The 25,246-nt window shown below is 68.3% G+C and carries 22 protein-coding genes; 14 read left to right on the forward strand and 8 right to left on the reverse strand.

Annotated features, from left to right (window positions below):
• The first annotated feature begins 66 nt into the window (after window positions 1-66).
• Complete coding sequence (lepB, locus tag KBY86_RS01080) at window positions 67-897, forward strand: signal peptidase I (RefSeq protein ID WP_255139840.1); 831 nt, start codon at window positions 67-69, stop codon at window positions 895-897.
• On the opposite strand, the gene KBY86_RS01085 is transcribed toward lepB, so the two are convergent.
• Window positions 836-2,107, reverse strand: coding sequence for a dihydroorotase (locus tag KBY86_RS01085; protein WP_255139841.1), 1,272 nt, complete (start codon window positions 2,105-2,107; stop codon window positions 836-838). The genes lepB and KBY86_RS01085 overlap by 62 nt on opposite strands.
• Window positions 2,107-3,483 carry a histidine phosphatase family protein gene (locus KBY86_RS01090; RefSeq protein ID WP_255139842.1) on the reverse strand — a complete coding sequence of 459 codons (1,377 nt, stop codon included), beginning with the start codon at window positions 3,481-3,483 and terminating at the stop codon, window positions 2,107-2,109. The genes KBY86_RS01085 and KBY86_RS01090 overlap by 1 nt, the downstream gene beginning before the upstream one ends.
• Window positions 3,484-3,557: 74 nt before the next feature.
• On the opposite strand from KBY86_RS01090, the gene KBY86_RS01095 reads away from it, so the two are divergent.
• The 5 genes from KBY86_RS01095 to KBY86_RS01115 all read left to right on the forward strand — a co-directional run bounded on the left by KBY86_RS01095 (window position 3,558) and on the right by KBY86_RS01115 (window position 9,148).
• Window positions 3,558-4,982: a CPBP family intramembrane glutamic endopeptidase gene (locus tag KBY86_RS01095; RefSeq protein WP_255139843.1), complete on the forward strand. Its 1,425-nt coding sequence runs from the start codon at window positions 3,558-3,560 to the stop codon at window positions 4,980-4,982.
• 177 nt (window positions 4,983-5,159) lie between these two features.
• Entirely contained in the window at window positions 5,160-5,507 is a 348-nt protein-coding gene (locus KBY86_RS01100; protein ID WP_094512957.1) for a hypothetical protein, read from the forward strand.
• Window positions 5,508-5,553: 46 nt separating this feature from the next.
• Complete coding sequence (locus KBY86_RS01105; RefSeq protein ID WP_255139891.1) at window positions 5,554-7,413, forward strand: penicillin-binding protein 2; 1,860 nt, start codon at window positions 5,554-5,556, stop codon at window positions 7,411-7,413.
• A gap of 65 nt (window positions 7,414-7,478) precedes the next feature.
• Window positions 7,479-8,666, forward strand: coding sequence for a transaldolase (locus KBY86_RS01110; RefSeq protein WP_094512959.1), 1,188 nt, complete (start codon window positions 7,479-7,481; stop codon window positions 8,664-8,666).
• Between the two features lie 98 nt (window positions 8,667-8,764).
• Entirely contained in the window at window positions 8,765-9,148 is a 384-nt protein-coding gene (locus KBY86_RS01115; RefSeq protein WP_255100784.1) for a Crp/Fnr family transcriptional regulator, read from the forward strand.
• Here KBY86_RS01115 and KBY86_RS01120 read toward each other — a convergent pair.
• From KBY86_RS01120 to KBY86_RS01140, 5 genes are all read right to left on the reverse strand, one after another.
• Window positions 9,126-10,259, reverse strand: a complete 1,134-nt coding sequence (locus KBY86_RS01120) for an NAD(P)/FAD-dependent oxidoreductase (RefSeq protein ID WP_255139892.1) — start codon at window positions 10,257-10,259, stop codon at window positions 9,126-9,128. The genes KBY86_RS01115 and KBY86_RS01120 overlap by 23 nt on opposite strands.
• Window positions 10,260-10,264: 5 nt before the next feature.
• Entirely contained in the window at window positions 10,265-10,804 is a 540-nt protein-coding gene (gene frr, locus KBY86_RS01125; RefSeq protein WP_094512960.1) for a ribosome recycling factor, read from the reverse strand.
• Between the two features lie 25 nt (window positions 10,805-10,829).
• Complete coding sequence (gene pyrH / locus KBY86_RS01130; protein WP_094512961.1) at window positions 10,830-11,543, reverse strand: UMP kinase; 714 nt, start codon at window positions 11,541-11,543, stop codon at window positions 10,830-10,832.
• Window positions 11,544-11,598: 55 nt separating this feature from the next.
• Window positions 11,599-12,363 carry a cob(I)yrinic acid a,c-diamide adenosyltransferase gene (gene cobO, locus KBY86_RS01135; protein WP_255139844.1) on the reverse strand — a complete coding sequence of 255 codons (765 nt, stop codon included), beginning with the start codon at window positions 12,361-12,363 and terminating at the stop codon, window positions 11,599-11,601.
• Window positions 12,364-12,456: 93 nt separating this feature from the next.
• Window positions 12,457-13,644, reverse strand: a complete 1,188-nt coding sequence (locus KBY86_RS01140; RefSeq protein ID WP_094513048.1) for a site-specific integrase — start codon at window positions 13,642-13,644, stop codon at window positions 12,457-12,459.
• A gap of 167 nt (window positions 13,645-13,811) precedes the next feature.
• Between KBY86_RS01140 and hemH the strand changes: the two genes are divergently transcribed.
• The 7 genes from hemH (at window position 13,812) to ppsA (ending at window position 22,078) form a co-directional block, all read left to right on the forward strand.
• Entirely contained in the window at window positions 13,812-14,987 is a 1,176-nt protein-coding gene (gene hemH, locus KBY86_RS01145) for a ferrochelatase (RefSeq protein WP_255139847.1), read from the forward strand.
• Complete coding sequence (locus KBY86_RS01150; RefSeq protein ID WP_255139848.1) at window positions 14,968-15,534, forward strand: M23 family metallopeptidase; 567 nt, start codon at window positions 14,968-14,970, stop codon at window positions 15,532-15,534. The genes hemH and KBY86_RS01150 overlap by 20 nt, the downstream gene beginning before the upstream one ends.
• A gap of 78 nt (window positions 15,535-15,612) precedes the next feature.
• Window positions 15,613-17,481, forward strand: coding sequence for a biosynthetic-type acetolactate synthase large subunit (gene ilvB / locus KBY86_RS01155; protein WP_399220918.1), 1,869 nt, complete (start codon window positions 15,613-15,615; stop codon window positions 17,479-17,481).
• 176 nt (window positions 17,482-17,657) lie between these two features.
• Window positions 17,658-18,035: a hypothetical protein gene (locus KBY86_RS01160; protein ID WP_315855824.1), complete on the forward strand. Its 378-nt coding sequence runs from the start codon at window positions 17,658-17,660 to the stop codon at window positions 18,033-18,035.
• Window positions 18,032-18,334, forward strand: coding sequence for a GIVxVP protein (locus tag KBY86_RS15185; RefSeq protein ID WP_315855825.1), 303 nt, complete (start codon window positions 18,032-18,034; stop codon window positions 18,332-18,334). Before KBY86_RS01160 ends, KBY86_RS15185 begins: the two co-directional genes overlap by 4 nt.
• A gap of 26 nt (window positions 18,335-18,360) precedes the next feature.
• Window positions 18,361-19,548 (forward strand): ABC transporter substrate-binding protein, encoded by a 1,188-nt coding sequence (locus tag KBY86_RS01170; protein WP_255100782.1) that lies wholly within the window; start codon window positions 18,361-18,363, stop codon window positions 19,546-19,548.
• 43 nt (window positions 19,549-19,591) lie between these two features.
• On the forward strand, window positions 19,592-22,078 hold the full coding sequence (gene ppsA / locus KBY86_RS01175; protein ID WP_255139850.1) for a phosphoenolpyruvate synthase: 2,487 nt from the start codon (window positions 19,592-19,594) through the stop codon (window positions 22,076-22,078).
• Window positions 22,079-22,148: 70 nt separating this feature from the next.
• On the opposite strand, the gene KBY86_RS01180 is transcribed toward ppsA, so the two are convergent.
• Window positions 22,149-23,699 carry an FAD-linked oxidase C-terminal domain-containing protein gene (locus KBY86_RS01180; protein ID WP_255139851.1) on the reverse strand — a complete coding sequence of 517 codons (1,551 nt, stop codon included), beginning with the start codon at window positions 23,697-23,699 and terminating at the stop codon, window positions 22,149-22,151.
• A 241-nt stretch (window positions 23,700-23,940) separates the two neighbouring features.
• On the opposite strand from KBY86_RS01180, the gene hemL reads away from it, so the two are divergent.
• Window positions 23,941-25,242 (forward strand): glutamate-1-semialdehyde 2,1-aminomutase, encoded by a 1,302-nt coding sequence (hemL, locus tag KBY86_RS01185; protein ID WP_255139894.1) that lies wholly within the window; start codon window positions 23,941-23,943, stop codon window positions 25,240-25,242.
• The last annotated feature ends 4 nt before the right edge of the window (window positions 25,243-25,246 follow it).

Consider the following 25,246-nt stretch of genomic DNA (forward strand, 5'->3'; position numbering starts at 1 on the left):
GGCGCTTAAGGTTTCAAGTCGGCCACTTCGCGCCTCCGGCGCCCTCCCTCCGCTGCCCGAACTCTCTTGACCACTGAGGATCTGCCAAGGCCTCCAGAAGCGCCCACGAACCCCGAGCAGCCTTCCCCTCCGCCGAAGGGCCATCGCGGCGGTGAATCCGAGAGCGCCTGGGCCTTCTGGCGCAGCGTCCTGATCACCCTGCTGGTGGCGCTGGGCATCCGCCAGTTTCTGATGGAGGCCCGCTTCATCCCCTCTGGCTCGATGTTGCCGGGGCTGCAGATCAACGACCGGCTGCTGGTGGAAAAGCTGTCGCTGCGGAACCGCGAGCCACGCCGGGGCGAAATCCTGGTGTTCAACTCCCCGTTCCATTTCGATCCGGCTCTGCGAAAGGATCGCAACAGCGGTCCGCTGCGCTGCCTGCTGGTGAACATTCCGCTGGTGGGCTCACTGCCGGGCCTTCAGGAGCCGGCCTGCGATGCCTACATCAAGCGCGTGGTCGCCCTGCCGGGCGAGCGGGTGGCCGTGGATCCCCGCGGGCGGGTGAGCATCAACGGCAAGCTGCTCAATGAGCCGTACGTCAAGAATTACTGCCCCGTCGACAGTCAGGGAGCGGGGCCCTGCCGCACCATCAACACCGTGGTACCGGCCGGTTCGGTGCTGGTGCTGGGCGACAACCGCGCCAACAGCTGGGATGGACGCTTCTGGCCTGGCTCCCCCTTCCTGCCCCAGAAAGAGGTGATCGGCCGTGCCTTCTACCGGTTCTGGCCGCTGGATCGCCTGGGTGAGCTCGGCGAAAACGACAAGGCCAGTGGTGAATCAGCGGTTCCGCCGCTGCTCATACCTGAGGCCCCCGCCACAGCTCCGGCAGCACCCCCACCGCCAGCACCTGCCCAGTGACAGTTTCAGCTTCGAAGGGCTGATTTGCCGCACGCGACGCATAGGGATCGGCTGCCTCCAGGGTTGACGCGGCGGCGGGATCGAACAGCAACCAGCGGCGTGAACCGGGCTCCAGCCTGTCTTCGTCCAGCCCCAGCAACCTGGCGGGGCCCCAGCAGAGACGCTGCCAGAGCGCAGCAGGCGCCCAACCCTGCTGCACCACCAGCTCCTGCCACAGGGCAGGCAGCACATGGCGGTGACCAGCCAGCCCGGGGCGGCGCTGATCGAGCGGCAGTAGGCGTTCTTCGGCATCAAGCGGCAGGTGATGCACTGCCACCGCTGTGAGCACCCCGTCGGCAAGGGCCTGGATCAAGGCGTGGCGATCCTCCGGGCTGCCCAGCGAGGGTTCAAGGCGCCAGCCTTCTGCCACCGGATCAAGGCTGCCGCTGTCCGCCACCAGGTGCCACCAGCAGACGCTCGCCTGCAGCGGCAGCCCGGAGCTGCGCAACAGGGCCACCCCCGCAGCGGTGGAGAGATTCGCCAGCCGCAGCGGAGCATCGGGCAGGGCGCGGGCCAGCTGCAGCAGGCTCTGCAACGGCAGCGTTTCGCTGAACACGGGATCCGGCGGCCAACCAGCCCGGAGCGCCTCCACGCTCTCCCGCACGAAACCGCCGAGGGTGAGGTCAGGGTCGCGGGGTGAAAGCAACACGGGCAGAGGCCCCGCCTCCGCCAGCCGCAGCCCGCGCTCCAGCAACGCCAGGGGCGGCAGGGCGCCGTCTTCGGCCAGGCCGATGGCGCCGACCGCCGCCAGATCACCATGGGGCGCCAGCTCCTGGCCGCGTCCTCCGCGGCTGAACGCCCCCCAGAGCGGCAGGAGAAAGGGATCTGGGGCCTGCAACTGCAGCCGCTCCGGACGGTCCCGCCAACTGCCGGCCCGGGGAAGCAAGGCCACGGTGCCATAGCCCGCCGCCGCCGCGGAGGCCACCAGGCTGGCCAGGGTTTCCGCCCGACCGGCGAAGGGCTCCTCCAGGGTGCTGTGGGGATCCACCAAGGCCGGGGCCAGCAGCCAGTCGTGGGCGACCAGCGGCACGAGACCACGATGCTGGGCCTCGCTGGCGGCGGCCTGATCGAAACCGATCAGCACGCCATCATCAAGCAGCACATCGCGGTGGCGCAGGGGCTGATCCGGACCGGCCAGCACCTGCACCTGCGACAGGAAGCGGGCCGCCATCAGAGCGCACCGGCAGCCGTGCGGTCGATCACACCACCGAGGTGGCTGGTGAGGTTGAGGCTGGATACCACCGGCCAGGCGGAAACAGGGCCGCTGACCTGGCGGGCGGGGTAATCGATGACAGTGACGCCGCCGTTGCCCTGCTTGACCATCCAGATGTCGGCGGGGCTGAGCCCGAGCAAGGCGCAGAGCAGGGTTTTGTTGACGGCATCGTGGGCCACCACGAGCGCGGTCTCGTCGTCGGCAAGGCTGCGGGCGATCCGCTCCCAGGTGTCGAGCGAACGATCCCAGACCTGCTGAAGATTCTCCCCATCGGGCATCTGCACGGTGTGGGGCGCCCGCTTCCAGTCGGCCAGCAGCTGGGGCCAACCGGCCTCAATCTCCGCCTCCAGCCTGCCCTCCCACTGGCCGTGGCCGATCTCCACCAGGCCCTGCAGGCTGGTGAGTGGCACGCCGGGGTGGAGCGCCAGGATCGCTTCGGCGGTCTGGCGTGGCCGCGCCATGGCACTGCTGTAGGCCCGCTGGATCGGCAGCTCGGCCAGGAAACGGCCTGCGGCGGCGGCCTGCTCGCGACCATGGCCGTTGAGCGGAATGTCGATCTGCCCCTGGAAGCGCCCCTGGCGGTTCCAGTCGGTTTCGCCGTGGCGCACGAGCAGCAGGCGGGGCCCTTCCGCCTTCGGTGGCACCGGCACACCCAGATGGGCGGTGCCATTGAGCGATTCGATCTGCACCTCCACGGTGTGATCGGGGCGTCGGCGCAGATTCAGCACCGAGAGGGAGGCGTTATCCACGCGCAGCCGCTGAAAGTTGCTGGCGGGCAGACCGAGTGCCGCCAGCAGCAGACAGCGCAGGATGGCGTTGTGGGCCACCACGAGCACCGACACGGGCCCATCAGCCGAAGACGTTTCGGCCGCAGGGTCGGTCACCGGCAGATGGCGCTCCAGCAGGCGTTCGAGGAAATCGGTGGCCTGGTCCCTGAGTTCGGGTACCGGCCGGTAGGGCTGGCCGTGGCGGGTCAGTTCGAGGGTGTGGGGGGCCTGGCGCCAGAGCGCGTAGTCGGCAGGAAACCGGTCGCGGATCTCGCGGCTCAGCAGACCGCTCCAGGGGCCCAGATCCACCTCCAGCAGACCGCTGTCCGCCTCGGCGCGCTGTCCGCCGCCATGGGCTTCCAGCAGGGCGGCGGCCGTGGCGCTGGCGCGGCTGAGCGGCGAGGTGTAAGCGGCGGCGATGTCAAGCCCGCGCAGAGCCTCGCCGGTGGCGGTGGCCTGACGCACGCCTTCGCTCGTGAGGGTGGAAAGGTCGTCGCGCCCCTGCACCCGATGCTCGGTGTTGAAGCTGCTCAGCCCGTGACGGACCAGAAGAAGCCGGAGGGGCACAGGGATGGAGCCGCAAGCGAGGCCATCGTATGGGAGGGCTTCAGGGCACAATCGATGCAAAGACGGGACGTGTTGTGACAACGGCAGGCCCCAGACAACGCATCCCCCCCTGGAAAACGGCGCTGGCCTTCGTCAGCCTGGCCCTCAGCCTGCTGCTCTGGGTCAATGGCCTGGTGGCAAGCCTCACCCGCCCATCGGTAGGCAACGATCTCGGCCGGCGCCAGCTTGAGTTGGCCGCGCTGGCAGCGCCCCAACTGCCCCCCAGCTGGCGTGCCGCCGTGGTGGGCCAGGAGCCGGAAGCCTCACTGCTGGCTGAACTGCAGCGCCAGGCCCAGCTGCCGCCCCTGCCGGACAGCGCCGAAAACGATCAGGACCCCGAGTTTGCCCGCGTCCAGCAGCGCTCCACCCTGTTGACCCGGGCGCTGCTGCTGATCCGTGCGGGCACTCCCGAGGAAGCCCGCCCCCTGCTGGAGCGGCTCGATGACGGCACCGACCCTGGCCAGAGCGCCCTGATCCGGAGCCTGATGGCGGGCAGCCCAAGGACCGGCGTCGACCCGGTGGCCGCTGCTCTACCGCTGGAGAACCCGCTCCAGCGGCGCCTCACCTGCCAGGCACTGGGCGGGTCTGCGGACCGCTGCGCTCTGCCTGCAGAAGAGCGCCGGGCCAAGGCCCAGCTGCTAGCGGCGAACGCGCTGCCGGCCCTGGCCCTGCTGGCCGGCCTGGCCCTGCTGGTGCGAGCGGCCTGGGTGCGCGTGAGAACCAAACCGAGCCCGCTGCCGCCGCTGGTGGGACCGGAGCTGGGGGCGGTGGATCTGATCCTGCTGATTTCGGGCGGCTTCGTGCTGCTGGGCGAAGTGCTCACGCCGGTGCTGGTGAGCCCGGTGCTGAAGCAGTTGCTCGACGGGCTGCAGGTGGAACCCTCTCTGGCGAAAGGCCTCACCGTGGTGGCGCTCTACCTCGGCCTCATCGCCGCTCCGCTGGCGATTCTGCTGCTGATGCTGCCCAAGGCCGGCCCCGAGGGGGGGTGGCTGCAGTTCCGCTGGCGGCCGCTGGCGCCCACTTTGGGTAGGTCGTTTCAGTATTTTCTGATGGTGCTGCCGCTGGTGAGCTTCGCCGGCTGGCTGCAGCAGCAGATCTGGCCGGATCCCGGTGGCAGCAATCCGCTGCTGGAGATGGTGCTGAACAACCGCAGCAGCCTCGGCCTGCTGTGTTTCGCCTTCACCGCCGTTGTGCTGGCTCCTCTGTTCGAGGAAGTGATCTTTCGTGGTGTGCTGCTGCCGGTGGTGGCCCGCGACCTTGGACCCAGCTGGGGAGTGGTGATCAGTGCCACCATCTTCGCGGTGGCGCACCTGAGTCTTGGGGAGCTTCCCGCCCTGTTCGTGCTGGGCCTGGCCCTGGGCTGGCTGCGGCTCAACAGCGGCCGGTTGAGTGCAAGTGTGTGGCTGCATTCCCTCTGGAACGGCTTCACCTTCACCAACCTGCTTCTGCTGGGAAGCTGACGTCGCCTTGCTGAGCCTGCGCACGCATGGTTCACTGGCGGATCGAGGCACATTCCCGTGGTCGCTGTCCCTTCAGCCGCACCTGCTGCAGCGCCCTCCCTTCACCGGCGCTCCTTCGCCGTCATCCACGGTTCTCTGTCGTCGCGCAAGGTTGCGCGACAAGCTCCAGTTCTCGCCGTGCTTCACAAGGCTGCTGATGGTCTCCTGATCGCCCTTGGCGGCTCGATGATCGGTCTGGCAGCCCTCACGGTCCACTGGCAGAGCCAATGGACCAGGAGCTACCAGGAATTGGAGTCGTCCCAGGTGCTTGAGCACCGCCTGCAGGAATCGGTGGCCCAGTTGGAGCGCCATCACCTGACCGCGGCTCGGCGGCCCGGTCAGTTGATCCCGACGAGCATCCGCCAACTCGTTTATCTGCCCTCGCCATCGGATCACCACAAGGCCGCTGCGCAACTCCCCCTGCTCGGCCAGGTGAACGCCACCATGCTCGACGTCAGCCAGCGCACCGTTCGTCCCGGTTACTGAGGTGGTGCGATCAAGGGGATGGACCGGTTCCGCGCCGTCTGCGCCCATCCGGCGAAACGACCCCCCTGCGCGCGGTGGCCGCAACCGTCGGGTGGTTGCGTTGCAGTCGGTACCGGCCGGACGGCTAGTGGCCGTCTTCCTGCTGCTGGCCGCCGGCCTGGTCGGTCTGTCGATCCGCCTGGCCTGGCTGCAGGTCAAGGAAGGTGACCGGCTGCAGTCGAGGGCGCGCGCCGTTCAGACCCAGCAGGTGGAGCCGATCGGCCGCCGCAGGCCGATCGTGGATCGCCAGGGGCGACTGGTGGCTCTCGATGAAGAGCGCTTCACCCTCTGGGCCCATCCCCGCTTTTTCAACTTTCCGGGCGATGACCCGCAATTGGTCCGCACGCCCACCGATGTGGCCCACAGGCTGGCATCGGTGCTGGCCATGCCGGAAACCGCCCTCGTTCAGAGCATGGGGCCACGCCGCTCAGGGGTGAAACTCGCCACCGAGCTGGATCCGGAAACTGCGCGCCGCGTGCGGGAGCTGGGCATCAGCGGCTTGGATCTTGAGGCCTACCCCCAGCGCATCTATCCCCAGGGGCAGCTGTTCGCCAACGTGGTGGGGTTCCTCAATCTCGAACGGGTGGCCCAGGCGGGCCTTGAGCAGAGCCGCGACAAGGAACTCCGCCGCCACGAGGGCGTGCGCAAGATGCGCCGCGGCGCCGATGGCACCCCTCTGCCGGACGGCATCCAGGCCGGTGCCCTCTACAGCGACGACCTGAGGCTTCAGCTCACCCTCGACGCCAGGCTGCAGCAGGTGGCCCAGCAGGCGCTGGTGAAGCAGATGAAGCAATGGAAGGCGAAACGCGGCGCCGCCATGGTGATGGACGTGCGCAATGGCGAACTGCTGGCGCTGGCCTCCGCCCCCAGCTACGACCCCAACCGGTTCTGGAGCTTCTCGCCGTCCCTCTTCCGGGAGTGGTCGGTGCAGGATCTCTACGAACCGGGCTCCACCTTCAAGCCGATCAACCTGGCGATTGCTTTGCAGGAAAAAGCGATCAAGGCCGATGGAAAAGTGAGCGACAGCGGCCAGCTCACAATCGGCGGCTGGCCGATCTTCAACCACGACCGCAAGGGCAACGGCCTGATCGATTTCCCCACCGTGCTGCAGGTGTCGAGCAACGTGGGCATGGTGCTGGCCATGCGGCAGGTGAAGCCGGCGCAGTTCTGGGAATGGCTGCGCAGGATCGGCATCGACACGACACCGGACACCGACCTGCCGGGAGCCGTCGCCGGCCAGCTCAAGAGCCGGGAGATCTTCACCACCCAACCGATCGAGCCGGCCACCGCGGCCTTTGGCCAGGGCTTCTCGCTCACCCCGCTCAAGCTGCTGCAGCTCCACGCCATGCTCGCCAACGGCGGCCGGCTGGTGAGCCCGCACATCACCCGCGGCCTGCGCTCGGGCGAAGGTCTGGCGGACGCCGCACCACCGGCCCAGGGCCTGCCGGTGCTGGATCCGGCCGTCACCAAGCAGGTGCTGGCCTGGATGGAATCGGTGGTGAAGAGCAGCAGTAGTCCTGGCGTCAAGATGGAGGGGTACCGGATCGGCGGCAAGACCGGCACGGCCCAGAAGGCCCTCAACGGCGTGTACATCGCCGGCGCCCGCATCTGTAGCTTCGTGGCCACGCTGCCGATCGAGGACCCCCGCTACGTGGTGCTGGTGGTGGTGGACGAACCCCAGGGGTCCAATGCCTACGGCTCCACCGTGGCGGTGCCGGTGGCCCGGCAGATCATCGAAGCCCTGCTGGTGCTCGAAAAGGTGGCCCCCAGCGAACCGGCGCGCCATCCCGCTGCGGCTGCAGGCGCTCAAGCTGGAGCTGCTGGCAGGGCCACCCCGGCTCAGGGGGCCGCAACGGTGCGGGGTTGAGCACGGTCAGGAGTGGGCCGCAAAGCTGCTCGGTAGCTTGAGACTCCACGCTTGTGTGTGCAGCCATGGCCAACCTGCTCGATCAACTCGCCGCCATGACCGTGGTGGTGGCGGACACGGGAGAGTTGGAAGCCATCAAGCAGTTCACCCCTCGGGACGCGACCACCAACCCGTCGCTGATCCTGGCGGCGGCCCAGATTCCCCTGTATCAGGGCCTGATCGACGAATCCCTGCAGGCCTCCCGCCAGGTGATCGGCCCCGATGCACCGGCAGAGGCCGTGGTGCTCGAAGCGCTTGATGAAATCTGTGTCACCTTCGGCAAGGAGATCCTGCGCATCGTGCCTGGGCGGGTGTCCACGGAGGTGGATGCGCGGCTCAGCTTCGACACCGCCGCCTCAGTGGCCAAGGCCCGCAAGCTGATCGGCCTCTATGAGGAGGCCGGCATCGGCCGCGAGCGGGTGCTGATCAAGATCGCCTCCACCTGGGAGGGCATCAAGGCCGCAGAGGAGCTGGAGAAAGAAGGCATCCACTGCAACCTCACCCTGCTGTTCAGTTTCACCCAGGCGGTGGCCTGCGCTGAAGCCGGCGTCACCTTGATCTCGCCCTTCGTGGGCCGCATCCTCGACTGGTACAAGCAGGACACCGGCCGTGATCACTACCCGGGCCCGGAAGATCCCGGTGTGATCTCCGTCACCAGCATCTTCAACTACTACAAAACGCACGGCTACACCACGGAAGTGATGGGAGCCAGCTTCCGCAACATCGAGGAGATCATTGAACTTGCCGGCTGCGACCTGCTCACGATCTCGCCCAAGCTGCTCGACCAGTTGCGGCAACGGGAGGGGGTTCTGATCCGGAAGCTCGACGCGGAGGCGCCGGCGGCCTCCGAAGCCAAGCTGCAGCTTGATCGCGCCGGATTCGAGGCGCGCATGGCCAACGACCGCATGGCCAGCGAGAAGCTGGAGGAAGGCATCAGCGGCTTCTGCAAGGCGATCGAAACGCTCGAAGCCCAGCTGGCCCACCGGCTGGCTGAACTGGAGGGTGAAGCCGCCTTCGCCCATGCCGCCCAGGAGATCTTCCTGCTCAACGACATGGATGGCGACGGCTGCATCACCCGCGAGGAATGGCTCGGCAGCGACGCGGTGTTCGACGCGCTCGACACCGACCATGATGGCCGCCTGGTCCCGGAGGACGTCCGTGGCGGCCTCGGCGCACCGCTGGCGCTCTCTCTCTCAGCAACGGCCGCCGGCTGAGGGCGTCCTCGGCTGAAGCAGCCTTGAGCTGAGGAAGTGCTGGGCTGAAGGAGCCCTTAACCTCCGAGGCTCACACTGGGATCAGTTGCCCCGCGGCCATGACCGTTCACGCCCTCGACACGATGCGTGCCCTCGCCTCCCAGGGAGAAGTGCGCGACTTTGCCGCCGGCGAGCGCATCTTCAGCGCCGGTGAATCCGGCGACTGCATGTTCGGCCTGCTGGAAGGCGTGGTTCAGCTCAGCTGGAACGGCGATGCTGCCCATGAGGAGATCCAGGCGGGCGATGTGTTCGGAGCAGGCGCCCTGGTCACCGGCGATCACCGCCGCTATGGCAATGCCACGGCCTTGAACGACTGCCGCCTCCTGGTGATGAACCGCGAGAAGTTCCTGTTCGCCGTGCAGGAATCGCCCATGTTCGCGATCGAGCTGCTCGGCTCGATCGACGAACGGCTGCGCCACATCAAGGATTCCCTGCGCCGCTGAGCAGCAGCCGGCGGATCACCCGCTGGGCGATGTCGCCGTAGCCCATGTCGCCCGAGAGGATCTGGGCGATGCGCTGCGGCGCCGTGGGGCGCTTGATACCCAGCTGATAGCCCACCCGCGGCACCCGATAGAACACCTGGGCGATGCGGCGCCCCCAGGCCATTGAGCTGCCCCACTCCTTGCGCATGGTGTCGCTGTAGGCGGCCAGGGCTGCGCTGTCGCCCGACAGCCAGCCATCCATTCCTGCCGCAGCGCGGGTGGCACTCAACAGGGCTGGCCGCAATCCTTCCGCCAGAAAGGGGTCGCAAAGGGAGGCGGCATCACCCACCACCGCCAGGCCATCGCCATGCAGGCGGTGGTGGCCATCCCACACCCGCAGCGGCCACTGGCGCCGCACGCCGCTGGTGGCCTCGAAGCCAAGGCTGGGCAGCAGCCGGGCCAGGGCAGCCTCACCATCGACAAGATCCCGGCCCAGGAAGGTGCCCACCCCCACGCTCACGCCCCCCTCGCGGGGAAACGCCCAGCAGAAGCCGTGGCGCACCAGGCCGAATTCAAAGCGGGCCGTGTCCGGCTCCAGCGCGGCGCCCTCCAGCTCCACCGACAGGGCCGCGGCGTAACGGGGGCGCGGTGACCCAAGCCCCAGAGGAGCGGCGAGGCGCGAACAGGCGCCATCGGCGATCACCACGGCCCTGGCCTGCAGGGCGCCGCCCCGCTCCAGCTGCACCTGCCAGTGCTCCCCCTGCCGCACGATGGCGCTGACGGCAGTGCCGGCCATCAGGTCGGCACCCGCCGCCACGGCCTGCCGGGCCAGGAAGGCGTCGAGCACGGAGCGGCGCACGATCCAGAACGGCGATGCCCCCGGCAGCTCCGCCAGCACAGGATCCTCCAGGCACCAGGTGAACCGCACCTGTGTGATCACCCGATCCACGGCCGGCGCGAGATCGAAGGGGAACCAGCGCTGCACCGAGGCTGCCATGCCGCCACCGCAGGGCTTGGCGCGCGGCATCTCCGCCGCCTCCAGCAGCTTCACGCGCCAGCCCTTAGCCGCCAGCTGGAAAGCGGTCGCCGCTCCGGCAGCTCCACTGCCGACGACGATCACATCGGCATCCAGCGGACTCAAACCCGAAGGATGTCGGCTTCCTTCTCCGCCAGGTGCTTCTCAAGCTCGGCAATGAAGCGGTCGGTGAGCTTCTGCACGTTGTCCTGCTGATCGCGGCTCTGATCCTCGGAAAGCTCGCCGTCCTTCTCCTGCTTCTTGAGCTTCTCGATGGCGTCACGGCGCAGATTGCGCAGGGCCACCTTGCCTTCCTCGGCGTAGCGGGAGGCCAGCTTGCAGAAATCCTTGCGGCGCTCTTCGGTGAGCGGCGGGATATTGATGCGGATCACCTTGCCGTCATTGTTGGGGGTGAGGCCCAGATCACTCATGGAGATCGCCTTCTCGATCAAGCCCATCGAACCGGAATCGAAGGGCTGGATCTGGATCGTCTGAGAGTCGGGCGTGGAGATGGTGGCGAGGGAACGCAGGGGGGTATCTGCGCCGTAGTACTCCACGCTGAGCTTGTCGAGCAGGGAGGGGTTGGCCCGGCCGGTGCGAATCGTATTGAAAGTGCGCTGGGTGGCTTCCACCGACTTGCGCATGCTGGCTTCGAGTTCCATGAAGGAGTGGGGTGAGGGGAAGGGCTCAGCGGGCCGGAGTGATGCGGGTGCCGATCGGCTCACCCGCCACGGCGCGACCGATGTTGCCGGCACCGAAGAGATCGAACACCACGATCGGGATGGCGTTGTCCTTGCACAGGGCGATGGCGGTGCTGTCCATGACGGCCAGTTCGCCGCTCAGCACATCCTGGAAGGTGAGGCTCTCGTACCGAACGGCATCCGGGTAGCGGGCGGGATCCTTGTCGTAGACCCCATCCACCTTGGTGGCCTTGAACACCACGTCCGCGTTGATCTCGGCCGCCCGCAGAGCGGCGGTGGTGTCGGTGGTGAAGAAGGGGTTGCCGCAGCCGGCGCCGAACACCACCACCCGCCCTTTCTCCAGGTGGCGGATCGCCCGGCGCCGGATATAGGGCTCGGCCACTTCCTGCATGCCGATCGCCGTCTGCACGCGAGTGGGAACACCGGCGCGCTCAAGGGCGTCCTGAAGGGTGATGGCGTTCATCACCGTGGCCAGCATGCCCACGTAATCGGCGGTGGCACGGTCCATGCCTGCCGAGGAACCCTTGAGGCCCCGGAAGATGTTGCCGCCACCCACCACGATCGCCAGTTCGGTGCCGGAAGCCACCACAGCCGCCACATCCGTGGCGATCGACTGGACAATGGCCGGATCTATGCCATAGCCCAGCTCCCCCATCAGCGCTTCCCCGCTGAGTTTGAGCAGGACGCGCTTGAATGCCATCGTTATGAGCGCTCAGCCGCTGCGGACGGCCGAACAGTAGCAAGCATGGCGGTCGCTAGAACTCGATGCCGGCCTGCGCTTTCACACCCTGCTCACGGAAGGGGTGGCGCACCAGGCGCATTTCCGTCACCAGATCCGCCCGTTCGAGCAGCGCCGGCGGCGCCCCACGCCCGGTGAGCGCCACATGGGTGAGCGGTGGCCTTCGGCTCAGCCCATCGAGTACCTGCTCAACAGCGAGATAGCCCAACTTGATGGCTACGTTCACCTCATCAAGAACCACGAGCTTGCGGCCGGCGTCTTCGAGGTAGGTGAGCGATGTCTGCCAGGCCTGCTGCACCAGCGCGCGGTCACGCTCCCGGTCCTGGGTCTCCCAGGTGAATCCCTCTCCCACGGCGCGCCAGTGCAGCGCCTCACCGAACAGCTCCAAGGCGCGGGCTTCACCCGGCTGCCAGCCCCCCTTGATGAACTGCACCACAGCCACCTGCTCGCCGTGCCCCAGGGTGCGCAGCACCAATCCCAGCGCTGCGGTGGTCTTGCCCTTGCCGTCGCCGGTGAACACCAGCACCAGACCCTTCTCCAGGTTGCGCTCCCCCACCCGCTGGCGCTGCACCTCCTGACGCCGCTGCATGCGGCGGCGGTAGGCCTCCCCATCGGCCTCCGGCGCCAGAGCCCCTCCGGGACCCAGGCGGGCCGCCTCCTGATCCAGCGCGCTGGCATCGGGAACTGGGGCGGTGACAGCCAGGTCGGTGGCAGCAAGGGACGTAGGAGGCGGGGTAGTGGCAGCGGAGCTGGCCGTCGAATCGGTGCTGGAGCGGGTCATTGGGTCAGGCCAGGGGGCAGAGGCCAGGGGGTTGCAGCGGCGTAGCAGCGGCACCCCCTGCCGTGAGCAGGGCAGGGCCGCATCCTGCCCGACTCAGCCGGCACGGCGGCGGGAGAGGGCGGCGTCCACGGCCTGCTGCTGATCGCGGCGCGTGATCCAGTGGTGATAAGTGCGCGTATGGATTGACACCGAGTGCCCCATCATCCGTGCCGCCACCGTGTCGGGCAGGCCGATGTGGATCGTGCGCACGGCCCAGGCATGGCGCAGGTCGTAGGGGGTGATCGGCAACTCGTAACGGCGGAACTGCTCCGCCACCCGCCGCCCCACCTGCTGCAAGGTGGTGGTGCGCAGATCGGTGCAGACCGGTGGCAGGGCCCCCGTCTCCAGAGCGAGGCGTGGCAGCTCGAAGCGCTCCACCCAGTCGGGCTGGAACGGCCACACCTGGTGCTCACCGGTTTTGCTGGTGGGAAGCACCCGGATCACCCGATCACCGCCGGGCAGCAGGGCGCTCAGATCGGAGAAGAACACCTCGTGGTTGCGTAGGCCGTAGGTGGCCATCAGGCCATAGGCGAGCCGCCAGCCGGGATTGGGGATCCGCTCCACCAGCTGCTCCACCAGAGCATCACTCGGCAGCTGGCGGAACTGGGCCCGGTGCAGGCCGTAGCCGCCGGCCCTTGCGCTCCAGTCGGCGGGCAGGTCGATCGCCACCACCTCGGCCAGGGCCGCCAGGGCAGTGCCGCACTGCTGGCGGCTGCGGCTGGCGGCGGGGTAGCTCTCCAGCACCTGCAGCAGCAGCTCCCCGTCGAGCCGGGCCCCGGCGGCGCGGGCGGCCAGGCGCCGCACATAGGGCAGATAGGCCGCCGTCCAGGTGGTGCGGGTGCCGGCCGGGTTGCGGCGACGGCGAGGGTCCTCGAAGAACTGGCGCTCGAAACGCTCCAGCGCGGCATCGAGCGCGGTGGCCGCCGCACGGGTGACACCGATGCCGCCGGCAGAGGGGTTGGTGGCGGGCCGCCCCGCCGCCGGCGCAGTGGGCCAGGTGAAGCGCTGCTGCTGGAGCTCCTGCTGCACGCGGCGCAGTTCACGGCGGGCCTGACGCAGTCCCTCCGCATCGGCGGGCAGCCCCAGGCTGAGCCGTTGCACACGGAAACGCCCGCTGCCGCGCCGGCAGGGCAGCGGGCCGCGCAGGCCGAGGCGCTGGCCGCGTCGCTCCAGACGCAGGGCGACACCGGCGGCGGCCAGCTGGGCGTTGCCGAACTGGAGTTCAGCGTCGAGCCCCGCCAGGCCCGGTGCGCCGGCCGCTGCAGCGCTCACCGCTTGTTCGCTCACCCCCGTTGCCGTTGCTCAGGCAGGTGCCGACGGTATCGGCACGGCCGTGGCCACGCCAGCCGGCGGTGAGCAGCCTCGGAGGGGCAGCGTTACGCTCGGCTGACTTGACGGAATGATCTGGCATGGCCAGGGTCGGCGTATTGCTGCTGAACCTCGGCGGTCCCGAGCGGATCGAGGATGTCGGGCCTTTTCTCTACAACCTGTTTTCCGACCCGGAGATCATCCGGCTGCCGATTCCGGCCCTGCAGAAGCCGCTGGCCTGGGTGATCAGCACCCTGCGCAGCAGTAAGTCGCAGGAGGCCTACCGCTCGATCGGCGGCGGCTCCCCCTTGCGCCGCATCACCGACCAGCAGGCACGGGAGCTGCAGAGCGAGTTGCGCCAGCGCCAGGTGCAGGCCACCACCTACGTGGCCATGCGCTACTGGCACCCGTTCACCGAATCCGCTGTCGCCGACATCAAGGCCGATGCGGTGGATGAGGTGGTGGTATTGCCGCTTTACCCCCACTTCTCGATCAGCACCAGCGGTTCAAGCTTCCGCGAGCTGCAGCGGCTGCGCCAGGCCGATCCCGCCTTCAGCCGCCTGCCGATCCGATGCATCCGCAGCTGGTACGACCATCCCGGTTATGTGCAGGCGATGGCCGAGTTGATCGCCCGGGAGGTGCAGGAGTGCAACGACCCCACCACCGCTCGCATCTTCTTCAGCGCCCACGGCGTGCCCAAGAGCTATGTGGAGGAGGCCGGCGACCCCTACCAGCAGCACATCGAGGCCTGCACCGACCTGATCATGGCCGAACTGGCCCGGCAGCTCGGCCACAGCAACCCCTTCACCCTCGCCTATCAGAGCCGGGTGGGGCCGGTGGAGTGGCTGCAGCCCTACACCGATCAAGCGCTGGTGGAGCTGGGTGAACAGGGGGTCAAAGAGCTGGTGGTCGTGCCGATCAGCTTCGTGAGCGAACACATCGAGACGCTCGAGGAAATCGACATCGAATACCGGGAGATCGCCACCGAAGCCGGCATCACCACCTTCCGGCGCGTGCCGGCGCTCGACACCTACCCCACCTTCATCCGTGGACTGGCCGACCTGGTGCAGCTGGCCCTGGCCGGGCCGGAGGTGAACCTCGACCAGGCGGCCAGCCTGCCCACCACGGTGAAGCTCTACCCCCAGGAGAAGTGGGTGTGGGGCTGGAACAACAGCTCGGAGGTGTGGAACGGGCGGCTGGCCATGCTGGGCTTCTCCGCCTTCCTGCTGGAATTGCTGAGCGGCAAGGGCCCTCTGCATGCCATCGGGCTGCTCTAATCGCCGGCTGGCGGCCCTTGGCCTGGCCCTGCTGATCGGCCCGGCCACGATTCCGCCGGTTCAGGCGGCGAATGAACGCTGGCGCCTGGGCGTGTTTCCGGTGGTGAACTTCGCTGGGTACACCAGCCACTTCGGCTTTCGGATCGGGCCCGGCGGTGGCCGCGAGCAGCATTCCGGCCTCGACATCGCCGCTCCGCTGGGCTCACCGATCCGCAGCTGGTGGGGAGGCGTGGTGAGTGATGTGATCAACGATGGCCGCTGCGGCATCGGCCTGGTGATCCGCTCCGGCGACTACGACCACATCTATTGCCATCTCGGCGGGCAGGTGGGCGGCGGTCGCTATCAGAGCGGGCGGGTGCTGCTGGCCGCCGGGCAACGGGTCGCGCGCGGCCAGCTGATCGGCCACATCGGCATGACCGGACGCACAACCGGGCCCCATCTTCACTGGGGAATCCGTTACCGGGGCCAATGGCTCGATCCGGCGCGGATCCTGCAGGCGATGGTGCGCAGCCGTCGCAGTGTCGGCGGCGGAACCCCTGGCCGCTGATTGGAATCGAAACAGTTCACCTCACGGCCGTTGAGCACCTCTTAATGTGAGGCCATCGTGATGTCTGCAGCGACAACCGTGACCCTGACGACCGTCCCCACAGCGGTTGTGTCCGCTTCCCCCCTGCGGCCGATGCCGGCCGTGCCGGGGAGGGTCACCGGCGCTCACGCCCTGATGGATGCCCTGCATCGCCATGGTGTGGAGCACATCTTCGGCTACCCGGGCGGGGCGATCCTGCCCATCTACGACGCCCTTCACCAGGCCGAAAGCCACGGCTGGCTGAAGCACATCCTGGTGCGTCACGAGCAGGGCGGCACCCACGCCGCTGACGCCTACGCCCGTGCCACCGGCCGGGTGGGCGTGTGCTTCGGCACCTCCGGGCCGGGCGCCACCAATCTGGTCACCGGCATCGCCACCGCCCAGATGGATTCAGTGCCGATGGTGGTGATCACCGGGCAGGTGGGCCGGGCTTCGATCGGCACCGATGCTTTCCAGGAAACCGACATCTTCGGCATCACCCTGCCGATCGTGAAGCACTCCTGGGTGGTGCGTGATCCCGCCGATATCGGCCGCATCGTGGCGGAAGCCTTCCTGATCGCGGCCACCGGGCGGCCGGGCCCGGTGCTGATCGATGTGCCCAAGGATGTGGGCCTCGAGGAATTCGATTACATGCCGGTGGAGCCGGGCAGCTCGGTTCCGGCCGGCTACGCCCTGCCGGTGGCCCCCGACCCTGCGCGCATTCAGCAGGCGCTGGAGCTGATCCGCAAGGCACGCCGTCCGCTGCTGTATGTGGGTGGCGGTGCCGTCAGCGCAGGCGCGCACGGGGCCCTGCGCCGGTTGGCCGAGCGCTTCTCCCTGCCTGTCACCACCACATTGATGGGCAAGGGCGCCTTCGATGAGCGCAATCCACTGGCGGTGGGCATGCTCGGCATGCACGGCACCGCCTATGCCAATTTCGCCGTCACCGAGTGCGATCTGCTGATCGCCGCCGGCGCCCGTTTCGACGACCGGGTCACCGGCCGGCTGGACAGCTTTGCTCCTCGGGCCCAGGTCATCCACATCGACATCGATGCAGCCGAAGTGGGCAAGAACCGGGTGCCGGAGGTGCCGATCGTGGCGGATGTGGGCCTGGCACTTGATGCCCTGCTGGCAGCCTCCAGCGACGAGCCGCCCACCAACCGCACCGAGGCCTGGCTGGAGCGCATCCGAAGCTGGAAGCTCCACTATCCGCTCGTGATCCCTGAACCGGTGGGGGAGATCGCCCCGCAGGAAGTGATGCTGGCCCTGCAGCAGCTCGCTCCCGAGGCGTTCGTCACCACCGATGTGGGCCAGCATCAGATGTGGGCAGCCCAGTTCATGAACACCCCTCCGCGCCACTGGATCAGCAGCAGCGGACTCGGCACCATGGGCTACGGACTGCCAGCCGCCATGGGCGTGCAGGTGGCCTTCCCCGGGGATCAGGTGGTGTGCGTCGCCGGCGACGCCAGCATCCTGATGAACATCCAGGAACTCGGCACCCTCTCCCAGTACGGGCTCCCGGTGAAGGTCGTGATCGTCAACAACGGCTGGCAGGGCATGGTGCGCCAGTGGCAGGAAAGTTTCTACGGCGAGCGCTACTCCGCCTCCGAGATGACCGGCGGCATGCCGAACTTCTCCGCCCTGGCTGAAGCCTTCGGGGTGCGCGGCGTCGACATCACCGACCGCAACCGTCTGTATCAGGATCTGCAGGAGGCCCTGGCCCATCCAGGCCCGGCCGTGGTGAACGTGCAGGTGCGGCGCAACGAGAACTGCTACCCGATGGTTCCCCCCGGTGCCAGCAACGCCCAGATGGTGGGCCTGCCCAGCCATCCGGAGCTGGCGATCGACACCACCCGCGACTGCGGCTCCTGCGGTGCCACCACAGAGAGCGCCCATCTGTTCTGCCCCAGCTGCGGGGCAAAGCTCTGACCTCCCCTGCCGTCCTGACAGGAGGCCATAGCGCCCTAGCCCCCCTGAGCATCGCCAGCGCACTCGGGCCCTGTCTCCCCATCCGGTCGCAGAAGAAGCTGAGACAGAGACCTCACCGGCACTCCAGCCTTCTGCACGATCCCCTGCAGTGTCTGCTGTGGATTGTTTTTCCTTGCTTGCTGGCCGCGCTGCTCATGGTCACCCTCAGCCCTGCTGCCGCTGAGGCGGCCGAAGTGCTCCAGGTGCGTGGCGCCACGTTGTTGCAGGTGGGCGACCAGAACCGCAGCTACCCGGTGCGGTTGGGATGCGTGCAGGTGGACCCTGCCGATGGTGCGGCCGCCACCTCCTGGCTGCGGGAAGCACTGCCGCGGCGCACGCGCGTGAATCTGCGCCCGCTGGGCACCGCCGATGGCACCCTGCTGGCGCGGGTCACCGTGCTCTCCAGCGGCATCGACCTGGGCACAGGGCTGCAACAGGCCGGTCTGGCCACCCCGCTCGACGCGACAGCCGCGCCACAGGGCTGCCCGGCGGCAGCCGCCTCGGCGGTGTCATGAGCATCAACCGCACCGCCAAAGGGATCGTGCTGGTGCCTAGCCTGCTGCTGGGCGGCGCCTTTCTCGCCGCAGGCACCTGGATGGAGGGGGCAGCCGCCGCCAACCGCCCCCTGGCCTTCACCCTGGGTGGAGTGCTTGTGGCTGCGGGGCTGTTCACCCAGCTGCTTCCGGAAAGCCAGAAGGAAGGCTCAAGCCTCGACGAACCAGAGGGAACAACACCACCAGCGCGGCCCGGCCGCAGCCTGGGCAAGCTTGGCGGCACCGCAACCAAGGATGGCGGTGGAGCACAACCCTCCTAGTGTTCACCGGCTGAATGGAAACCCGCATGTCCCCGGGGAAGTCCGCGTCCGGCTCCGGTGCTGAACCACCTCCTCGCCGCCACCTCTTCTGGATGGGTGCCGGTGTGGTGGCCGCCCTGCTCGGGCTGCAGGGCCTCGCTGCCAGCGCACCGATCCGCAGCGATGTGCTGATGCTGCTCACGCCTGAAGGGCTGCTGGCAGGGGTGGGTGACGGCCTGCGCCGCGGCTACGCGCTGGCCATGGAAGAGGCACGCGTCTGCGGGGTGAAGCCGCCCACGCTCCAACTCGGCTGGCTGCCGCCGGAGCAGGACCCCCGCGCGGCGCTCATGGTGCGGCCGCTGCCCGGCTTGCTGATCGCGCCGCCGGCGGTGTCCCTCGTGTCGTATGGGTTGCTGGCGCAGGAGCTGGGCCTCACCGTGCTGCTGCCGCTGCAGCGGGGCAGCTCCCTCAACGGCCTGCCCAGCCTTGCCGGCGCCGACCGGCTCTGGCCGGTGCTGCCGGCGCGCAGCCTGGAGGCCGATCGCCTCGCCAAAGGGCTGATCGAGGAGAAACGCTCACGCGTGATGGTGATCCACGACGGCAGCAGTGAGCAGATCGCCCTGGCCAATCGCTTCGTGGCCTCGCTCAGCGGCGACGGCGGCCGGGTGGTGGGCTATCAGGAGGGAAGCCAGGAGATCGCCGATCCCGATGCCCGCACCATCACCCGCCTGGTGGACGACGTGGACTACTACCGGCCCGAGGCCCTGGTGGTGATGACAGCACCGACCAGCCCGCTGGCCAAGGCGGTGCGAGAAGCGCGCTGGCCTGCCGATCTCACCCTGGTGTGGCCGTTTCCGGCCACGGAACCGCTGGCCAACGCCCAGCTGGGCGTGGATCCGCTCAGCCGCGGGCCCGGCTGGAACCGCTTCGCCGCCAACTTTCAGCGCCGTTACAACTATGTGCCCAGCCTGGTGGAAGCCACCGGGTACGACACCGGCCAGCTGGCGGCCGTGACCGCCCGCCGCCCAGGTGACGCCGCGCCGTGGGACATGGCCTGGCTCGACCCCAAGGCACAACCCCGGGCCCTCTGCGCTGCGATCGAAAGCCGGCGGCAGGGCGGGCGCACGGCGCTCAAGGGCGCCGCCAGCCAACTGGATCTGGGCGCGGGCAGCGCTCCAAGTGCCGAACTGCGACTGACTCCCCTGCCTGCAGCTGGGAACGCCCCCCCTTCCTAGTCTCAAAGGATGAGCGGAGATCGTGATGGGTCAGGCACCTGCGATGGCCAGCCCCGATCTCCTGGTGGTGCCGCTCGCGTCCGTCGGCCTTGACGCCATCGCCCAGGTGGGAGGCAAGAACGCCTCCCTGGGAGAGATGATCCGCCAGCTGGGGCCCCGAGGGGTGGCGGTGCCCGGCGGCTTTGCCACCACGGCGGCGGCCTACCGCCTGCTGCTCGCCCACAACGGACTGGAGGCCCGGCTTGCCGACCTGTTCGATGGCCTCGATGCCAGCGATCTGGCGGCCCTGCAGGCGAGTGGCGCCGCCGCTCGGCAACTCGTGCTGAACGCCAGCCTGCCGCCGCCGCTGGAGGAAGCGATCCGTCAGCACTACAAGCAGCTGAATGAGGACAGTGTCGGTGATCGTGACAGCAGCGCCAGCGGCGCGCGCAGCACCGTCACGGGCGGCACTGGCGGTACTGACAGCTCGGTGCCGGTTCCAGTTTCGGTGGCCGTGCGCTCAAGTGCCACCGCTGAAGATCTGCCGGAAGCCAGCTTCGCCGGGCAGCAGGAGAGTTTTCTGAATGTGCAGGGCATCGACGCCCTGCTGGCGGCCTGCCGCCGTTGCTACGCCTCGCTGTTCACGGATCGGGCCATCTCCTACCGGCAGATCAACGGCTTCGCCCACGACGCGGTGGCTCTGTCGATCGGCGTGCAGACGATGGTGCGCTCCGATCTGGCGGCCTCAGGGGTGATGTTCACCATTGATACCGAGAGTGGCTTCCGTGAGGCGGTGCTGCTCACCGCCGCCTATGGCCTGGGTGAGAACGTGGTGCAGGGGGCAGTGAACCCCGATGAATACCTGATCTTCAAGCCGACCCTGCTGCAGGGGCACGCGCCGATCCTGAGCAGACGGCTCGGCAGCAAGAAGCTGCGCATGGTGTACGCCGAGACGGACACCTGCAACGTGCCGGTGCGGGCGGAAGAGCGTGAACGCTTCGCCATCGACGACGCTGATGTGCTCACCCTGGCCCGCTGGGCCTGCGTGATCGAGGCGCACTACAGCGCCCTGCACGGCGTTCCCACCGCGATGGACATCGAGTGGGCCAAGGATGGCCTCAGCGGCAGGTTGTTCATCCTGCAGGCCCGGCCGGAAACGGTGCAGTCGCGCCGTTCGAGCACCCTGCTGCGACGCTGGCAACTGGATCCCCATCAGGCCGAACTGATCGTGGAGGGGCGGGCGATCGGAGCCTCGGTGAGCAGCGGTGTGGCCCGGGTGCTGGCCAGCGCCGATGCCATCAACCGCTTCGAGCAGGGGGATCTGCTGGTCACAGAGCGCACCGACCCCGACTGGGAGCCGATCCTGCGCAAAGCCAGCGGTGTGATCACCAATCAGGGCGGCCGCACCTGCCATGCGGCGATCATTGCCCGCGAGATGGGGATCACCGCGATCGTGGGCTGTGGCACGGCCACCAGCCGCATCGCCGATGGCGATCTGATCACCGCCAGCTGCTGCGAAGGGGATGCGGGCCGGGTCTATCGCGGCGCGTTGCCCTTTCATGTGGAGGAACAGGAACTCTCCGAGCTGCCTCCTACCCGCACCCGCCTCCTGGTGAATGTGGGAAATCCGGAGCAGGCGTTCCAGCAGGCGGCTCTGCCTGTGGACGGGGTGGGATTGGCCCGGCTGGAGTTCATCATCGCCAACCACATTCAGGTGCATCCGATGGCGCTGTTGAAGCCGGAGCTGGTGGCCGATGCCGGTGAACGCGAGGCGATCGCGCAGCGCACCAAGGGGTATGCCCACCCCGCCGATTACTACGTGGACCTGCTCACCCAGGGCATGGCGCGCATCGCCGCCGCCTTTCATCCACGACCGGTGATCCTGCGGTTTTCGGATTTCAAGAGCAACGAATATGCCCGTCTGCTCGGGGGAAGCGGCTTCGAGCCCCACGAGGAGAACCCGATGCTGGGCTGGCGGGGCGCTTCCCGCTACACCGCCGAAGCATTCCGGGAGGCGTTCGGTCTGGAATGCCAGGCGCTCAAGGCGGTGCGGGAGGCGATGGGGCTCACGAACGTGATCCCGATGGTGCCGTTCTGCCGCACACCGGAGGAAGGCGAGCGGGTGCTTGCCGAGATGGCCCGTCATGGGCTGGTGCGGGGCCGCCACGGCCTGCAGGTGTATGTGATGTGCGAACTGCCCAGCAACGTGATCGGCGCCGAAGCCTTCGCCGAGCACTTCGATGGCTTCTCGATCGGCTCCAACGACCTCACCCAGCTCACCCTTGGGCTGGACCGGGATTCCGCGCTGGTGGCGGATCTGTTCGATGAGCGGCACGCGATCGTCAAGGAGATGATCCGCCTGGCGATCCGCACGGCTCACCGCTGTGGCAGCCGCATCGGCATCTGTGGCCAGGCTCCCAGCGACTACCCCGACTTCGCCCGCTTCCTGGTGGAGGAGGGAATCGATTCGATCAGCCTCAACCCCGATGCGGTGATCACCACACGCCTGCAGGTGGCAGCGATCGAGCAGGAGCTTGGCAAGGGCGCCTGAACGCGCGGGAAGGAGTTCCAGCCAGGACAGCCGGGTTCAGAGCAATCAGAGCCTTTCAGAACAGCTGAGCTCAGAACAGCTCGACGGCCTCGCGTTCCAGCAAGCCCGGCTGGCCGTCGGCCAGCCAGGGGGCGGACTTTGGCTCCGGCGGCGGCAGTGTGGCCGCAGCGCCATTGTGGGCAGGTGTTTCGCGCAGCACCGCCACCCGCCGGGACGACTCGCCGCAACTGCGAGGCGTGGGAAAGATCTTGCCGGGATTGGCCCGCCCCAGCGGGTCGAAGGCGCGACGCACCAGCTGCATGGTGTCGAGGTCGTCGTGGGAGAACATCCAATCGAGATAGCAGCGCTTGTCGGCGCCCACGCCGTGCTCACCGGTGATGCTGCCGCCCGCCTCAATGCAGAGCCGCAGGATCTCGGCGCCGAGGGCCTGCACCTTCTCCTGCACGCCGGGCTCGCCTGCGGTGTAAAGGATCAGCGGGTGCAGGTTGCCGTCGCCGGCGTGGAACACATTGGCCACGGGCAGGCCGTAGTGGCGGCTCAACTGCTCGATCGCCGCCAGCACCGAAGGCAGGGCACTGCGCGGCACCACCCCGTCCTGCACGTAATACGTGGGGGTGATGCGCCCCACCGCCGCGAATGCCGATTTGCGGCCCTTCCACAGCTGGGCCCGGTCGGCTTCCTGCTCCGCCTGGCGGATGGAGCGGGCCCCGGCCTCACGGCACAGGTCGCTGGCCAGAGCCACCGCGGCCGCCACTTCCCGCGCCTGGCCGTCGAGCTCGATCAGCAGCACCGCCGCTGCATCGCGCGGATACTCCTCCACCCCGAAGAGGTCGTCGACGGCGTTGATCGTGAAGTTGTCCATGATCTCCATCCCCGCCGGCAGAACCCCGGCGGCCGTGACCCGGCGCACCGCTTCACCGGCTGCCTCCATCGTGACGAAATCAGCCAGCAGCACCTGCACGTTGGGGGTCTGGGGCAACAGGCGCAGGGTGATCGCCGTGGCGATGCCCAGGGTGCCTTCGCTGCCGATGAACACACCGCGCAGATCCAGACCGGGCAGCTCTGCCAGCGGCCCCCCCAGCCGGGTGAGCGTGCCGTCGGGGAGCACCACTTCAAGCTCCAGCACGTGGTTGCTGGTGACGCCGTACTTGAGGCAATGGACGCCACCGGCGTTCTCGGCCACATTGCCGCCGATGCTGCACACCACCTGGCTGGACGGGTCGGGGGCGTAGTAGAAGCCGTCGCCCGCCACCGCGCGGGTGACCCAGCTGTTGATCACACCGGGCTGCACGGTGATGCGCTGGTTGTCGAGGTCGATCGCCAGCACCGAACGCATGCGGCTGGTGACCACCAGCAGGGCCTCCTGCTCCGCCACGGCGCCGCCTGACAGCCCCGTGCCGCTGCCACGGGCCACGAACGGCACCCCCAGGGCATGGCAGCAGCGCAGGATCGCCGCCACTTGCTCGGTGGTTTCCGGCAACACCGCCAGCGGCGGCTCATGGCGATGCAGGGTGAGACCGTCGCTGTCGTAGGTGAGCAGTTCCTGGCGCCGGGCCACCACGGCACGCGCCGGGAGCAGACGGCGCAGCTGACGTTCGATGGTGGACCAGGGCAGGCTCACGGGGTTTCGGCCTGGATGACGGCCTGGAGTTGGGGACGCTGGGCGGGCAGAGCGGCCGGCAGGCCAGCAGTGATGGGCCTGTGACACCAGGCTCATGGCCCTCGGCCAACAAGACCTTACCGAGCAGAGGCGGCAACCACCGCACTGACACATCTTGAGTCAGGATGGAGATCGGCCGAGCGGCATTGCGCTGTCGCGCCGTTCTCAACCGTCTGCGGATCGCGCCTTGACCTCGGCCCCTGTGTCAGTTCCTGCCCTGAACACCAGCCGTTCCCAGGAACTCTTCGCCGCTGCCCAGAAGCTCATGCCCGGAGGGGTGAGCTCTCCGGTGCGGGCCTTTCGTTCCGTCGGCGGCCAACCGATCGTCTTCGATCGGGTCCAGGGGGCCTACGCCTGGGACGTGGACGGCAACCGCTACATCGATTACATCGGCTCCTGGGGGCCGGCGATCTGCGGCCATGCCCACCCCAAGGTGATCGGTGCGCTGCGCAACGCCCTGGGCAAAGGCACCAGCTTCGGCGCCCCCTGTGCCCTGGAGAACCAGCTGGCCCAGATGGTGGTCGATGCCGTGCCTTCTGTGGAGATGGTGCGGTTCGTGAACTCCGGCACCGAAGCCTGCATGTCGGTGCTGCGGCTGATGCGGGCCTTCACCGGCCGCGAGAAGCTGATCAAGTTCGAGGGCTGCTACCACGGCCACGCCGACATGTTCCTGGTGAAGGCGGGCTCGGGCGTGGCCACGCTCGGCCTGCCCGATTCCCCCGGCGTACCGCGCAGCACCACCGCCAACACGCTCACCGCCCCCTACAACGACCTGGAAGCGGTCAAGCGGCTCTTCGCTGAGAACCCCGGTGAAATCGCCGGGGTGATCCTTGAGCCGGTGGTGGGCAATGCCGGCTTCCTGCCCCCCGAACCGGGCTTCCTGGAGGGTCTGCGCGAGATCACCACCGAAAACGGGGCCCTGCTCACCTTCGATGAAGTGATGACCGGCTTCCGCATCAGCTATGGCGGTGCCCAGGCCCGTTTCGGCATCACCCCCGATCTCACCACGATGGGCAAGGTGATCGGTGGCGGTCTGCCGGTGGGCGCCTACGGCGGCCGCGCCGACATCATGGCCATGGTGGCGCCGGCCGGGCCGATGTATCAAGCCGGCACGTTGAGCGGCAACCCGCTGGCGATGACCGCCGGCATCCACACCCTCGAACTGCTGCGCCAGCCAGGCACCTACGAGAAACTTGAGGCCACCACCTCGCGGCTGATCGCCGGCATCCTGGCGGCCGGCAGGGATGCGGGCCTGCCGATCTGCGGCGGCAGCATCAGCGCCATGTTCGGCTTTTTCCTCTGCGAAGGGCCGGTGCGCAACTTCGAAGACGCCAAAGCCGCCGACACCGTGCGCTTCGGCAAGCTGCACCGCGCCATGCTTGAGCGTGGCGTCTACCTGGCGCCGAGCGCCTTTGAAGCCGGCTTCACCTCGCTGGCCCACAGCGAGGAGGACATCGACGCCACGCTCGAAGCCTTCCGGGCCGCCTTCGCTGCCATCGCCTGATCGG

The sequence above is a fragment of the Synechococcus sp. Lug-A genome (assembly GCF_024345655.1).
GTDB lineage: Bacteria > Cyanobacteriota > Cyanobacteriia > PCC-6307 > Cyanobiaceae > MW101C3.

What these genes read in the sequence shown, in the direction of transcription:
- KBY86_RS01085 (WP_255139841.1), bottom strand. Translation starts at nt 2,107, where the DNA reads ATGGCGGCCCGCTTCCTGTCGCAGGTGCAGGTGCTGGCCGGTCCGGAT.
- KBY86_RS01110 (WP_094512959.1), top strand. Translation starts at nt 7,479, where the DNA reads ATGGCCAACCTGCTCGATCAACTCGCCGCCATGACCGTGGTGGTGGCG.
- KBY86_RS01115 (WP_255100784.1), top strand. Translation starts at nt 8,765, where the DNA reads ATGACCGTTCACGCCCTCGACACGATGCGTGCCCTCGCCTCCCAGGGA.
- frr (WP_094512960.1), bottom strand. Translation starts at nt 10,804, where the DNA reads ATGGAACTCGAAGCCAGCATGCGCAAGTCGGTGGAAGCCACCCAGCGC.
- pyrH (WP_094512961.1), bottom strand. Translation starts at nt 11,543, where the DNA reads ATGGCATTCAAGCGCGTCCTGCTCAAACTCAGCGGGGAAGCGCTGATG.
- cobO (WP_255139844.1), bottom strand. Translation starts at nt 12,363, where the DNA reads ATGACCCGCTCCAGCACCGATTCGACGGCCAGCTCCGCTGCCACTACC.
- hemH (WP_255139847.1), top strand. Translation starts at nt 13,812, where the DNA reads ATGGCCAGGGTCGGCGTATTGCTGCTGAACCTCGGCGGTCCCGAGCGG.
- KBY86_RS01150 (WP_255139848.1), top strand. Translation starts at nt 14,968, where the DNA reads ATGCCATCGGGCTGCTCTAATCGCCGGCTGGCGGCCCTTGGCCTGGCC.
- KBY86_RS15185 (WP_315855825.1), top strand. Translation starts at nt 18,032, where the DNA reads ATGAGCATCAACCGCACCGCCAAAGGGATCGTGCTGGTGCCTAGCCTG.
- KBY86_RS01170 (WP_255100782.1), top strand. Translation starts at nt 18,361, where the DNA reads ATGTCCCCGGGGAAGTCCGCGTCCGGCTCCGGTGCTGAACCACCTCCT.
- ppsA (WP_255139850.1), top strand. Translation starts at nt 19,592, where the DNA reads ATGGCCAGCCCCGATCTCCTGGTGGTGCCGCTCGCGTCCGTCGGCCTT.